Raw genomic sequence first — 13,304 nt, forward strand, 5'->3', positions numbered from 1 at the left:
AATCCGCCGCCTTCCCCTCCTTCGCCACGAAATCCGACGCCGACTGGAGGTCGGTACCGATCGAGGTGAGGAGAACCCCCAGGCCGGCGATCTCGCTCGGGTTTGCCGATAGCGTCTCGGTCATCGATATCCTTCGATCCGTTCGTTTCCTCGTTGGCTTCACACCGACCGAGTTATGGCTCGGTCGGACGGGTTGACGATTGAAGACCTATGCGGTGCCGAGCGATTCGGACAAAATCTCGGCAACCCGGCGGATCTCGTCGCAGGGGGCAGGCGCCTGGGCCGGGCCTGCCGGCAACGCCATGATGCCGACCCGGAAGATCCCGTCGGTTGATGCGACGGCTGCCGAGCACGCGCCGGTATTCGCCGGAGTCCGGTACAGCAGGGCCTGCCGCCCACCGATCGGGTCCGAGCCGAAAACCTTGTGACCGGAGTTCTTTCGGATGTCGTCGAGGGTCAGATCGCTCGATGTCACCGATACCGCGCCGATGGGGTACTTCTCCCCGTCGACCAGGCTTTCGCGCCAGAACTGGCAGCCGATCTCCGTGAAGATGCCGACGCCTTCGGTGGTAGCTCTTTCGCGGGTTCCCGGGTCGAATCCGGCCCTGGTGACCAGGTCGTCGCCCACACTCACACACGGGTCGAACCGGACCGGCTTCGCACCGGTCTGTACCGGTGCCGGTGGGACACTCACCTGCACGGAGACGCTTGCTCCCGCAGACGCTGTCGGCAAGGTGGTTGCCCCCGGAACGCTCGCCGTCGCCTCCCGGTCGGCTGAACCACCGGAACACGCCGCCAGCACCAGTGCACTCGCCACCAGGCAACCGGTGGCGGAAATCGTCCTCATTACCGAACCCCTGAACGTCGATACAGCCGTCCGCCCCCCTCGGGCACAGACAATCACCAGCAATCGGTAATGATGGCATAGGCTGCCGCATCGGTCTCGCGGAGCCCTGGATGTGGAGGTTTCATACTCCGTGCCAGGTTCAGTCGAGTACTCGTCCGGGGTAGGCCATGTGCCGGTGCCGCCGGGCGTACTGCGATCGGCATGACTCGGCCGTGGAGTCAGTCGTTCAGCCGGCGCATATCTGTGGACATCTTCTGAAGACGCCGACCGATCCCGCTGCGTGGGCTACCGGCACCGGTCAGAAGTCGCTCGAGTAGTCCTGGCTGATCCAGCGGTCGGGGCGGATGGTGAACAGGACTGATTGGCTGCCGTCCATCTTGTCGGCGAACTCGCGTCCGCCTTCGGGACCGAGGTAGCGGACGGCGATGGCTTCCCGCGCGTCATGAGGGGACGGGGTCTCGACACCGACGACGGTGCCTTCGACGATGACGTACTGATACGGCAGTTCTTCGCGCTGGACGACCAAGGTCACCACACCGGCTTCCTGGATGAGCCGCGCCTTGCGCCGGTTCGCGCCGGTGTTGACCCGGATATCACCGCCTGGGACGTAGTCGTACCAGATCGGAACCGAGGCGGGTGGCCGCCCGTCGGTCGCCGCGACGGACAGCACCGCAATGTGCTTGCCCGCGAGAAATTCTTGGCGTTCGGCTTCGGTGAAGGGTTTCGGCATACAGCATGTAACCGGCCGATCGGTGGCTCTCTTCCCGTCCGGCCCGTGGGCGCGGCCCGTCCCACCGCGTTGCCGGCTCGACCGTTGTACTCGTCACGACGGCGCCGACGAGCAGGAAAGGCGTCGAACTGCTCGGCTTCGACATCAGTGACAAGCGCATGGGCGGCCTGCGCACCGCGGGATATGCAAAAGAATTCAATATGTTCGGAACTTCGTCGGTCCAACACTACGAGGGGGTCGTACCCACCCATGGCGCTACCGATTTTCCGGACCCACCGGACAGAAGGAAGGGCGACCGCACCGACCCGACCCGATGGCAGCGTGCCGCCGAGGGCTCTCCCGGTGGCACTGCGCGGCGTTCTCGTCTGCATGCTCCTGCTGGTCGCGCTGACAGGGATGGGACGCGCCGAGTCCGTCGACCGTGCGGCGAAGGCAGATACCGAAACCGGAACCGGCCCGGAGCTCATCCGGGAGGCGACCGAATACGGCGGGTGGATTCTTCCGGCCGGCGGGAAGGTCCTCTTGGTGAAGAAGGAAGCCGGATGCGAGCCCCGGTTCCGGCTGGCCGTCGAGATGACGCCGCCCGATCTGGTGTGGATGCTGGAGAACTCGGGCTATTCGACCCCGCTCGGAGCCGGGCACTCATTGTCCATCTCCACGATCGCCGGACCTGATCCGAACTCGTCGCCGAAGCTGCTCTACGGCCGCGACAACATCACTTCCCCGTCGGGGAACCTGGTCTTCCGAAAGGTTCTGGTCGACGAGCGTGACGCGGAGACCCGAATCGTCCATCTGGAGTTCCTGAACATCTGACCGAACCAGCCCTGCCGCAGGCGCAGTGCCATGGAACGGTTCTACGCGCGTTCGGACGCCGGCTCCAGGTGGGCGACATCCAGCTCGAACCCTGAACCGATCGGCAGTAACTCCGGGTTGGATCTCGAAGGGGGACAGCGGACAGGAGCGAACTATGCGGGGGCGCTGTGACCGGCCCATGAACGTCACCGAGGAGACCGCGGTGCTGATGCGTGCGGAGATCACTCGACGCCTCACCGAGGTACCCGATCCGGTGGGAGCGAGCTGCCTCGCTCGGGGAGCCGATGCGCAGTTCGCGAGCGGTGCTCGAGGCTGGTGGCGAGGCGCTGGATTTCTTGTTGCAGCACAGCGCGGCCGATGAGTTTGTGGCTCCCGGCCGGTCCAAGTTCGTGACACCCCAGGAAAGGACATCGCCATGGCAGAGCTTCTCGTCGATTTCATCACCTCCCTCGACGGCTACGCATCGGGAGAGGGATGGCCCGGATTCTGGGGCCTCGAGGGCCCGGAGTACCTCGCCTGGCTCGGCGAGCAGCCCGAGGTCACCTACCTGATGGGAGCGAACACCTACCGCCTGATGTCGGGCTTCGCCGCCGGCGAGGTCCCGGAGGGCCAGGAGGAGTTCAGGTCCGAGGAAGAGGCGTCCGTCGATGAGCTCACGCAAGCGTCCAAGGTGGTGTTCTCCTCCTCGCTCGAGGAGCCGCTGACGTGGGCAAACTCCACTCTCGTTCGCGACGACGCGGTCGAGGCGGTCCGCGCCATGAAATCGAGTAGTTCAGAGATCCTCAGCACGATAGGCAGTCTCCGCCTGAGCCGGTCGCTGCTGCGAGCCGGACTCGTCGACCGCTTCCGGGTCGTGATGTTCCCGGTGATCACCGGCGCGACGGGTGCCGAACGCATCTACGACGGCTATCCCGACGTTGCCCTCGAGATGATCGAGCACCGCACCTTCGACGACCGCATCCAGCTGGTCGAGTACAAGCCCCGCGTGCTCGAGCATCCGCCGCTCGGCGCCCCCGCGTGACGACTCCTGTCCGCCGGTCCGGCCCACACTCACACTGCATGCTGCCTCGGTACTGTGACTTCGTATGACCGGCACCGAGGTGGAGATCACCGCAGACCTGGTCCGTGACCTGCTGCGGGAGCAGCAGCCCGACCTCGCGGCCCTGGCCATCCGCGAGGTGGCGGGTGGCTGGGGCAATCAGATGTGGCGCCTCGGGGACGAGTTGGCCGTACGTATGCAGCGCATGGACCCCACCCCGGACCTGCAACTGAAGGAGCGGCGGTGGCTACCCGCGCTGGCCCCGCGCCTGCCGCTGCCGGTGCCGACCCCGGTGCGATTCGGTGAACCGTCCGAGCGTTTCCCCAAGCACTGGACCGTGATGACGTGGGTTCCCGGCGAGCCGCTCGACCACGCCACGATCAGCCGCGGCGCCCACGCGGCCGATACGCTGGCGGAATTCCTCCGGGCGCTGCACGTCCCCGCCCCCGCCGAGGCGCCGATCGCTACCGACCGCGGCGCCCATCCCAGGGACTGCATGGACGGCTTCGAAGCCTTCTTCCGAGCCGTCGCCCCTGCCGACCGCGCTGCCGACGTCCGGGTGGTCTGGGACGATGCCGTCGCCGCCGGCGTGTGGGAGGGCCCGCCGGTGTGGGTGCACGGCGACCTTCATCCCGCGAACGTCGTCGTCTCGGACGGAACGCTCTCGGGCATAGTCGACTTCGGTGACCTGTTCGCCGGTGACCCGGCGTGGGACCTCGCCGCCGCCTGGGTCCTGCTGCCCGCGGGCATGGCCGCACGGTTCTTCGACAGCTACGCGCTCGCGGACGAGGCGGCGATCCGGCGGGCCCGCGGACTGGCGGCCATGAAGAGTCTGTTCCTGATGCTCATGGGACAGAACGGAGATCGGGGCCTTCCGGGCGGTAAACCGCACTGGGGACCTGTGGGCCGAGCGGCACTCGAGCGTGTTCTGCAGGGCATGTGACACACGGAGATCGACCTCCGATGAGGTCTCGCCGGCGGAACCACAGCCGGCAGTGGTGGTCGACGGCGAAGTCTACGAGTCGAGCTGCCTGCGAAACCACCGCGTCAGGATGTCGTCGACTGCCTTGGCTTCCGGACCCTGTGGCGCCGGTTCGAGACCCGGTTCGGCGGCCAGCGGGTGCGCGAGATTCGGCACGGAGACCAGTTCGACGTCGTCCGGCTGTGTGTAACGCCGACGCAGAGTGTGGACCAGCGCGGCCGCATCGGCGCGGAGATCCGGATGATCATCTTCTCCGCTGACGACCAGCAGCGCCGGCGCGACGGTGAGTTCGGCGGCACGGGCCACGAAGTCCAGGCTGTCGGCGACACGCTCGGCTTCGGCGGTCCATTCATACGGGTGACCGGCTATGCCCTCGGTCAAGGGGACCACCGAGCGGATACGCACGGCCGGGTTCACGAGCGCGATATGCCGGATCGGGATCGATTCTGTGGCCAGCACCCGGAGTGCGACCGCACCGCCGAGCGAGGCGCCGAGAATGCCGATCGGCTCCTCGTCGATCGGCAGCTGATCGCGGAGTGCCGCCAGGGCCGCGGGGAACTCGTCGGCAGCCTGCCGCGCGAACGGTGCGAGGAATGCGAGTAGCGCGTCCTGGCGGGCGAGTTCGAGCACGGCGTCGACGCGGCCGTCGACCATCCGGGCGCCACACATCGGCATGCCCAGATGGACCCGCCAGGCCGGCACCCCGGCCATCGGCAGGGCCGCGGCGAACGCCGCATCGGTGCGCGGCGCGTCCAGCATGTGCCAGGTCACGATCAGTGGCGCGGGAGCGTCGACCCCGCCGTCGGGTGGCAGCGCCGTGTAGGGGACGCCGGCAGCGGTTCCAGTGATCGTTTCCATCGAGCTCCTCGGTTGGCGTGGCGATCGACGTGCACCCCGATCGGCCGGGCCGCCCGGATCCACACGCAAAGTGTCCGACACAGTTACCTGGGACGACAAGGACGCTGTGCCCAGTGGTGACCTGTAGGTGAACCGCCGGTGGGTCGTCGTCGGGGCACGGCTCAGGTTGCCGCCTTCTTGATGCGTGCCCCGAGTGCGTCCAGTTCGTCGAGAACCAGGGCGGCGCCCCACACCTGATTTCTCTTTCGGGACGTCAGAGGTCGGATCACTCCGCTCTCGTGCAGGCGTTCGATGGCGGCGTAGGCCCTGCTGGTGCTCAGCCCGAGTCGGTCGGCGACGTCTTCCGTGGTGATGACGGGCACGGCGACGAGTGATGCCATGATCTTCGCGGCGGCGCTGTGGCCGCGTACCGGACCTGTCAGTTCTCGCCACTGTTCGGGAATGGCGGCCAGATGACCTGCTGTCCGGCGCGATTCGGAAGCTGCGATTCGTGATCCCGCGGTGAACGAGCGCATGAGCGGTTCCGGGTCGCCGTTCCGGTAGGAGGCCAGATCGTCGAAGTAGCGATCCCGATGCGCGACCAGGGCCGAGGCCAGTGGCACGACCACGGCGCTCGTTACGGATCGGCGCCGGAGTACGGCGTTGATCAGTGCACGGCCGATGCGGCCGTTACCGTCGGTGAAGGGATGGATGGATTCGAATTGCGCGTGCGCGATCGCAGCTTGGGTCAATGCGGGAATGTCGTCGCGGTTGGTGTATCTGACGAGGTCTTGCAGATAGCTGCCGACGGTTTCCGGTGGGGGAGGAACGTACAGGGCATCCCGGGGTGAGTACTTGCTGCCGCCGATCCAGTTCTGCATGTCGCGTACGCGTCCGGCATAGTCGCCGTCGGTCGGGTCGTCCCGCATGAGTTCGCGGTGGGCGGCCGTCAAATCGTCCGCATCTATTCTTCTGGTGCCGGTGACCTTGGCCAGAAGCACATCCGTGGCAGTCGTCGCGGCAACCATCGAGGTGGCCGAGGGATTGGCTTTCACCCCGTGCAGCGCTCGCGCATAGTCGTCGACCCCGGCGTCGATCTCTTCGATTCGGGAGGACGCCACGCACTCGGTGCGCAACAACAATGTGCCGAGAGCGCCGAGTCCGGCCGCGTGCTCCGCGTCGAGGGCGGTGATCTCACGTAACGCCGCCTCCATGTCGGCGAGCAGGCGCGAAGGCAACCGAATATCCGAATCGGCGATGGCCGGCGGGAGGCTTACCTCGACTTTGCGCATCAACCGGTCTTCGCGGGTACCGCCCCTGAACTGCTGGCGCCATGGAACCGCTCGCCGCTCATGCGGAGGCCAGTCGATATCGGCCATAGCACCTCCAAACCAGGATCAGGGATATTTTTATTCCTGCTTTTATCCTAAAGCAGGAATAGTGGGCCGCCAAATCCCACTTTCGTTGCGCTTCGCATGTCTCTCGAGGCGACGAGTGCCTCGCCCAGGTCGTTCCCGGACGTTTCGCCTACGGGAGTCCGATCGAAATGCGGGGCTTGCCGGACTGCCAGAAAAGCGTGTTCCTCGAGCGCGGACACCCGGAAATCGCCATCGTATCCGCGCAGCTATGCCCGCTCTGGGAGGTCCGGAGATGAACAGGTCAGCGCAGGGTGACGAGCTTCGCCCTGCGGAGAAGCCACACCGCCGGGACCAGGCAGCACAGCAGCGCGAAGAGGCTCGCTTCCGGACCGAACGTCCCACCGGTCCGGAAAGGATGGTGCGCAGCAGGCCGGGTTCGCCGTCGGCGCCGGATACCGCAGTGCCGAACACGCCGGACTCGGTGAAGTTCCAGGCGAAATGCAGGCCGATCGGCAGCCACAGCGACCGCGTCGCGGTGTAGGCAATGGCCAGCAGCGCACCGCCTTCGACCGCGATGGCCAGGGCGCCCCACAGCGTGGCGTTGCTGTTGACCGAGTGTGCCAGACCGAAGATCAGTGACGAGACCGCGATCGCGACGATGCTGCCGGTGCGTTCCTCCAGGACGCGGTGCACCACGCCGCGGAACAGCAGTTCCTCGGTGACCGCCACCGAGGCCATCGCGCCGGCCATGCCCAGGCAGGCCCCGAACGAGCCACCGGTGACGTCGGCGTCGGTGAACAGAGCCGCGAGCAGCATGGTCGCGAGGAAAGCCCCGGCGCCGACGAGCGCGCCACGCCCGAGCCCGCGCCATCGCCCCGCGGCAGCCAATTCGGTGACCGCCGGCCGGTTCTCGACACGGCGGGAAAGCCACGTGTAGGCGAAGATCGCCCCGATGGCCGCGCCGATCCCGAGGGCGAAACGAAGCACAGGCACATCCGAAACGAGCGCGTCCAGCCCCCGGGCGGCGATCAGCAACACGACCGTCCCGACGAGCAGAATCGGCACCCGGACCCGCTGTATCGGCCATTTCCGCTTGGTGGGGGCGGTCATCGAAAGTCCTCTCGCCGTTGTGCAGTACGGCGAGACTACGAACGAGCCGAGCCGTGCCGCATCACTCCACGGGAGACTTTCCGGTAGTACTCGAGGGGGACACCGCACTGTCCGCTCGCTCCTCGGTCAGGCCCTCGAGGCGAGGCTTCGCGAGGCGTGCGAGTCCGGCGTCGGCGACATCGGTGAGAACGCCACGACCGCGTGCTGCCTGTCACCCGTACACAAGGTCGTCACTATCGTGAACGAGAGAGTCACCATTCAGCCACTCGGGATAGTGGACTCGCGAATCAGAAAGACGGCATCGGATCATGGCAGAAGACCTGACCGTGACTCGGACGCTGGTGATACCCGCCTCCGAGTTACGCGAGCGGTTCTCCCGCTCGTCCGGCCCGGGCGGGCAGCACGTCAACACCACCGACAGCCGGGTCGAGCTGTCGTTCGACCTCGCAACCTCGCCCTCCGTGCCGGAGTCGCTGCGCACCCGGATGCTCGACCGCCTGGCGACCCGCCTGGTCGACGGGGTGCTCACGATCGCCGCTTCGGAGCACCGCGCCCAGCTGCAGAACCGCGCAGCCGCCCGCGAACGCCTGGCCGCGTTACTGCGCGACGCCGCTGCCCCTCCGCCGCCCGTTCGCCGCGCCACCAAGCCCTCGCGCGGCGCGAAGGAACGTCGCATCGCCGCGAAGAAACGGCGCGGCATCACCAAGCGAAACCGCCGTGCCTTTCCCGACGACCAGTAATACTTTGTCCGGTCGGTGTGTACGTCGTCCGGTATGCGAATCGGGTGACCGGCTGCGACGGTCTCATCAGCGTAGGCAGCGGCTCTGTCACTGACGCACGGCTCCTCGGCGATGCCCGAATCCGGCGACCTCTGAGACTCATCTCGCCTGGATTATCGAACTGCGGGTCGTTGAACGCACCCGTGAGGATCGGGTTCGGGTCGAGGCAGGCGAACTCTGTCAGCGAACAGCGCGGTCGCAGGGAAATGTCGCGGTGGCTCGGCCCGCCGTCGGGTCGCAGTCCGCGGTCGACGCCGGTTTCGTCCCGAGTCCGGGCTTGACCTCGCCCCTGGGGCAAGGTTCGAGGATGGTGGGCATGAACGAGAAAACGAAGGCAGTGTCCGGCACAGTTACTTGGGACGACAAGGGCGCCTGGACGGCGAAAGGCGCCTGGGGGAGGGCTGATTCACAGGGCGGCGGCTTCTCCGTCGATCGCTGGCAGAAACGCCTGGACGATTTACGCGCGATGCATCATGTGCCCGGCGCGCAGCTGGCGGTGCTGGTCGACGGTGAGGTCTACGAGCTGGCCAGCGGTGTGCTGCACCGCGGTACCGGGGTCGAGGTCACCACCGACTCGGTGTTCTTGTCCGGCTCGATCGCCAAGGTCTACACCGCGACTCTGATTCTGCAGCTGGTGGGCGAGGGCCTGCTGGATCTGGACGCGCGAGTGGTCGACGTGCTGCCCGAGTTCGGAACACCCGACCCGGAGGCGACGCGGGTCATCACCGTGCGTCGGCTGCTCAGCCATACCGGCGGCCTGACCAACGATTTCAACCGCGACACCGGGCGCGGTGACGACTGCCTGGAGAAGTTCGTCGCCGCGGCGCGCGAGGTGGCGCTGGACTGCCCGCCCGGCAATGCCCTGTCCTACGCGGGCGTCGGCTACGTCGTGCTTGCCCGCATCGTCGAGGTATTGCGCGGTATGACCTGGGATCAGGCGATCCGCGATCACCTGGCCACCCCGCTCGGCCTCGAGCGCCTGATGACGCTGCCCGAGGAAGCGCTGAGTTTTCGTGTCGCCATGTCGCATCTGGGAGAGCCGGGCGCCTACCCGGATCCGGCGCCGGCATGGGATCTCATGCCGCGGTCGGTGGGCCCGGCCGGGCGGGTGATCACGTCCGCGGGCGATATGGTCCGGTTCGCGAAGATGCACCTCGATGGTGGTGTCGCGGCGGACGGCACTCGCGTGCTGGCCGCCGACGCGGTGACCGCTATGCAGCGCCACGAGATCGACACGCCCGACAAGTGGAGCGTCTTCTCCGATGCCTGGGGGCTGGGCTGGACGCTATACGACTGGGACGGAATTCGCGGCTACGGCCATGACGGTGCGGCCGTCGGCCAGTATGCGTATCTGCGTGTGGTTCCCGAAGCCGGGGTTGTGGTCGCGCTGATGACCAACGGCGGCAGCGCCCGTCAGCTCTATGGCGACGTGTACCGGGAACTGCTGGCCGAGCTCGCCGGTGTGCAGATGCCCGAGCCGTTCGCACCGGCGGATCCGCCCATCGAGGTGGACATCACACCGTTTCTGGGCACCTACCAGCGAGAAGGCGTCGTCATCACGGTCAGCCGCGGCGACGGCGGAAACGCCCATATGCGTTACGCATTCGTCGACGATATGGCGGAGCTGTCCCCGCCGCTGGAGATGGACCTGCTCCCATACTCCGAGAACATCTTCGCCGCCTCCGGCGCCGGGCCCTCCTTCGCCGAAGGCTATATGCCCATCGTCTTCGCCACTCTCAACGACGGCACCGAATGCTGCTACGCCGGCATGCGCGCTGCCCCGAGGGTCGCCTGACCCATTCTCGTCGCCGTGGTCGTCGGCAGCGACACCCAGGTAGGTCGCGGCGGACCCCCGCGAACGCCTGGCCTCGTTACCGCGTGATGCCGCTGCCGCCCCGCCGCCCATTCGCCGCGCCACCAAGCCCACGAAACCACCGTGCCTTTCCCGGCGACCAGTAGTGCTTTGCCAGGTCGACAACGATCGACTCATCGGTATACCCGTGCACCCGTGCTGCCGGGAAACCACATCCGTCTCCGAGAGAGAGTAGGTGCGCGCGATAGCCGTCCGCAGCCATCGCAGATCGGCGGCGATCAGGGTGCGGTCAAACCGGCTTCTACCTGCGCAGGAGTGGCAGGCGGGGTAGGCCGGATCATCGGCGAGCACGGTTTCTGGCTCGCTCCGACCGAGATATCGAAAGCGAGCATTACACCGGCCGATACGACATTATGGTCGCAGATCTGACTACTCAGGTCGCACACTGCGTTTTTCGACTGATCAGGGATCTGCGTGCATATGTTGAAGATATCGACCCGCACCATGCTCGGCAGCGTCATTGCCGTGCAGCTCATTGTCGGTTCAGTGGGCGTCGCGGCGGCCGAGCCCGCACCGGCGCCCGCGCCGGTGCAAGCACCCGATGCTCCGGGGTCCGGGGCGGTGGCTCCCATCGCGGCGTGCATGGCGCCCGGCGACTCCATCGAACTCCGCGCCGGTCTGGGCGCCCTGCTCGGGACCGGGAGCGGCGCGATCGCAGGGCTGCCCCTCGCCTTTGTCGGGGCCATCCCGCTCGGGATCATCGGCGGCGTGATCGGCGCCATGGTCGGCTCGACCACCTATGCCCAGGACGCCTGGCGGGCTCCGAAGGGCTGCTGATCGGACGGGGCCGCGGGGTCAGCCCTTGACGGGCAGGTGGCGTCGAGCCATTCGGTGAACGAAGGTCCGCCGATTCGGGCGTGCGCCCGGCCCACCAACCCGAGGTCCTCCAGCAGGGCCCGATACACACCGACTACGGTCGCGGCGCCGACGACCTCGCGGCGGTCGATCATCCGCATCGTTTCGTAGAGCGGTACCCACCGGATCATTTCGGCCTCGTCGAGTGAACCCCGGCCCGATGGCAAGCCGGTGTTCATGTGCGCCGAGGGGCAATACGGTTATCCACACCTCGGGTTCGACCCAGCAGCCGACCGTGTCGTGCTGCTGGCAGATCCAGAGGATGCAGGACCCTGATGGCCGTTCTCCCGACCGGAGGCGCCCGCTGGTCAACGGACGGGAGTGAACTATGCGGGTCGCTGTGACCGGGCACATGAACATCACCGAGGAAACCGCGGTGCTGGTGCGTGAGGAAATCGCTCGGCGCCTCGCCGAGGTGCCCGACCTGGTGGGGGTGAGCTGTATTGCGCGAGGGGCCGATTCGGTGTTCGCGCAAGCGGTGCTCGACGCCGAGGGATCGGGTGAGATCCTGCCGCAGCGGCGCGAGCTGATCCACGACAGTCCGGACTATTATAACTCCACCTATAATAGATCGAGTTATAATAGATCTCATGCTGAAGCCCGAGACTATGTTCGATCGCGAGCACGAGTGGTCGGAGCTGACCCGATTTGTCACCTACCCTGGGCCGGAGCCAGCGCTGGGTATCGTTTCGGGGCGTCGCCGGCAAGGAAAGACCTTCCTCCTCGACGCGGTATGCGAGGCAACCGGCGGGTTCTACTTCGCGGCCACCGAGGCGACCGAGCCCGAGTCGCTGCACCAGCTCGGTAGCGCTCTGGCGCGGTATCTCGGCGAGCCGGTGCCGCGCCGGTTCGCCGGGTGGCCGGAGGCAATCGAGACAATCATGACCCTGGGCCCTGGTGACCGGCCCCTGACAGTGGTCCTCGACGAGTTTCCTTACCTGGCCAAGGCGTCACCCGAGCTGCCGTCGTTGATCCAGCGCGCATTCGATCCGGCCGGTCGGCGCCACGCCGGCGCCATCCGTCTGTTGCTGTGCGGTTCGGCCCAGTCGTTCATGAGCAAATTGCTCGTCGGGAGCGCCCCGTTGCGGGGACGCGCAAGCCTGGAGCTTGTCGTGCCGACCCTCGACTACCGGCTGGCGCGGGAGTTCTGGGAGATCGACGACCTGTCGCTGGCGTTCCTGGTGAACGCCGTGGTGGGGGGTACGCCGGCTTACCGGCGCGAATACACGCTCGGTGACACTCCTGCCGACCGCGATGATTTCGGCCCGTGGGTGGTTCGCAATGTGCTGAACTCGTCGAGGCCGCTGTTCCGGGAAGCGCGGTTCCTGCTGGCGGAAGAGCCCGAACTCCGGGAAAGCGCGCTCTATCACGGTGTTCTCGCGGCGATTGCCGAGGGCAACAACACCCGGGGCGGCATTGCGAGCTTCCTCGGCCGCAAGTCCACCGATCTCGGGCACCCGCTTACCGTCCTGGAAAATGTCGGCATGGTCGCCCGCGAACAGGACGCCTTCCACGCCCGCCGGTCCACTTACCGGATCACCGAGCCGCTGCTGACATTCTATTACGCGATCATGCGCTCGGAATGGAGCGACCTCGAACGCCCGGGGCACGCCACTGAGGTATGGGAACGCTCCGGGCCCACCTTCACAAGTCAAGTACTCGGTCCGCATTTCGAGCAGTTGTCGCGTGCGTGGTGCCAGCGGTACGCAGCCCCAGGCACCGTGGGAGGCAGGCGCACGCATGTGCTTTCCGGAGTGCTGCCCGACCCCGCGGGTAAGACCGGCCATCAGTTGGACGTCGTAGTGTTCGGGCGGGACGCCGGTGGTGCGGAACGGATCCTTGCGATCGGTGAGGCGAAGAACCATGCGGTCGTCGGGGAGAAACAGGTCAACCGGCTCGACCGGATCCGGGATCTGCTGGTTCAGCGCGATCCCCGCGCGTCGCGGCAGACCAAACTGCTGCTCTTCACCGGATACGACTTCACCCCCGAACTGCGCGCCGTGGCGGATTCCCGCGACGATGTGGAATTGATCGACCTCGAGCGGCTGTATCGGGGCGATTGACAGCTTTTCGTCAACTGA

13 protein-coding genes are annotated in these 13,304 nt (G+C 66.7%); 7 read left to right on the plus strand and 6 right to left on the minus strand.

Features of this window, described 5'->3' with window-relative positions; all coding sequences use genetic code 11:
* Positions 1–208 precede the first annotated feature (208 nt).
* Positions 209–847, minus strand: coding sequence for a DUF3558 domain-containing protein (locus ON38_RS28540; RefSeq protein WP_083873169.1), 639 nt, complete (start codon positions 845–847; stop codon positions 209–211).
* Between the two features lie 298 nt (positions 848–1,145).
* Positions 1,146–1,577: a pyridoxamine 5'-phosphate oxidase family protein gene (locus ON38_RS28545; RefSeq protein ID WP_039828160.1), complete on the minus strand. Its 432-nt coding sequence runs from the start codon at positions 1,575–1,577 to the stop codon at positions 1,146–1,148.
* A 321-nt stretch (positions 1,578–1,898) separates the two neighbouring features.
* Between ON38_RS28545 and ON38_RS28550 the strand changes: the two genes are divergently transcribed.
* The 3 genes from ON38_RS28550 (at position 1,899) to ON38_RS28560 (ending at position 4,372) form a co-directional block, all read left to right on the plus strand.
* A complete protein-coding gene (locus tag ON38_RS28550) occupies positions 1,899–2,390 on the plus strand; it encodes a hypothetical protein (protein ID WP_218000853.1) in 492 nt (163 codons plus the stop codon).
* A gap of 415 nt (positions 2,391–2,805) precedes the next feature.
* The gene (locus tag ON38_RS28555; RefSeq protein ID WP_039828162.1) at positions 2,806–3,411 is read left to right on the plus strand and encodes a dihydrofolate reductase family protein; all 606 of its coding nucleotides are present in this window, start codon (positions 2,806–2,808) and stop codon (positions 3,409–3,411) included.
* Between the two features lie 64 nt (positions 3,412–3,475).
* Positions 3,476–4,372 (plus strand): aminoglycoside phosphotransferase family protein, encoded by an 897-nt coding sequence (locus ON38_RS28560; protein ID WP_039828163.1) that lies wholly within the window; start codon positions 3,476–3,478, stop codon positions 4,370–4,372.
* A gap of 72 nt (positions 4,373–4,444) precedes the next feature.
* On the opposite strand, the gene ON38_RS28565 is transcribed toward ON38_RS28560, so the two are convergent.
* The 3 genes from ON38_RS28565 to ON38_RS28575 all read right to left on the minus strand — a co-directional run bounded on the left by ON38_RS28565 (position 4,445) and on the right by ON38_RS28575 (position 7,644).
* On the minus strand, positions 4,445–5,269 hold the full coding sequence (locus ON38_RS28565; protein WP_039828164.1) for an alpha/beta hydrolase family protein: 825 nt from the start codon (positions 5,267–5,269) through the stop codon (positions 4,445–4,447).
* Positions 5,270–5,430: 161 nt separating this feature from the next.
* Positions 5,431–6,540 carry a Fic family protein gene (locus tag ON38_RS28570; RefSeq protein WP_245564317.1) on the minus strand — a complete coding sequence of 370 codons (1,110 nt, stop codon included), beginning with the start codon at positions 6,538–6,540 and terminating at the stop codon, positions 5,431–5,433.
* A 129-nt stretch (positions 6,541–6,669) separates the two neighbouring features.
* Positions 6,670–7,644 carry a CPBP family intramembrane glutamic endopeptidase gene (locus tag ON38_RS28575; RefSeq protein WP_218000854.1) on the minus strand — a complete coding sequence of 325 codons (975 nt, stop codon included), beginning with the start codon at positions 7,642–7,644 and terminating at the stop codon, positions 6,670–6,672.
* Between the two features lie 380 nt (positions 7,645–8,024).
* Here ON38_RS28575 and arfB point away from each other — a divergent pair, with 380 nt between their 5' ends.
* From arfB to ON38_RS28590, 3 genes are all read left to right on the plus strand, one after another.
* Positions 8,025–8,456 carry an alternative ribosome rescue aminoacyl-tRNA hydrolase ArfB gene (gene arfB, locus ON38_RS28580; protein ID WP_039828166.1) on the plus strand — a complete coding sequence of 144 codons (432 nt, stop codon included), beginning with the start codon at positions 8,025–8,027 and terminating at the stop codon, positions 8,454–8,456.
* Positions 8,457–8,811: 355 nt separating this feature from the next.
* Positions 8,812–10,290: a serine hydrolase domain-containing protein gene (locus ON38_RS28585; protein ID WP_083873170.1), complete on the plus strand. Its 1,479-nt coding sequence runs from the start codon at positions 8,812–8,814 to the stop codon at positions 10,288–10,290.
* Between the two features lie 498 nt (positions 10,291–10,788).
* Positions 10,789–11,145: a hypothetical protein gene (locus ON38_RS28590; RefSeq protein WP_039828167.1), complete on the plus strand. Its 357-nt coding sequence runs from the start codon at positions 10,789–10,791 to the stop codon at positions 11,143–11,145.
* Here the strand turns inward: ON38_RS28590 and ON38_RS36440 are convergent.
* Positions 11,106–11,354 (minus strand): hypothetical protein, encoded by a 249-nt coding sequence (locus ON38_RS36440; protein ID WP_157181964.1) that lies wholly within the window; start codon positions 11,352–11,354, stop codon positions 11,106–11,108. The genes ON38_RS28590 and ON38_RS36440 overlap by 40 nt on opposite strands.
* A 459-nt stretch (positions 11,355–11,813) precedes the next feature.
* Between ON38_RS36440 and ON38_RS28600 the strand changes: the two genes are divergently transcribed.
* Entirely contained in the window at positions 11,814–13,286 is a 1,473-nt protein-coding gene (locus ON38_RS28600; RefSeq protein WP_039828169.1) for an AAA family ATPase, read from the plus strand.
* Positions 13,287–13,304 lie beyond the last annotated feature (18 nt).

It is taken from the genome of Nocardia testacea NBRC 100365, from assembly GCF_000308775.1.
Classification (GTDB): domain Bacteria; phylum Actinomycetota; class Actinomycetes; order Mycobacteriales; family Mycobacteriaceae; genus Nocardia; species Nocardia testacea.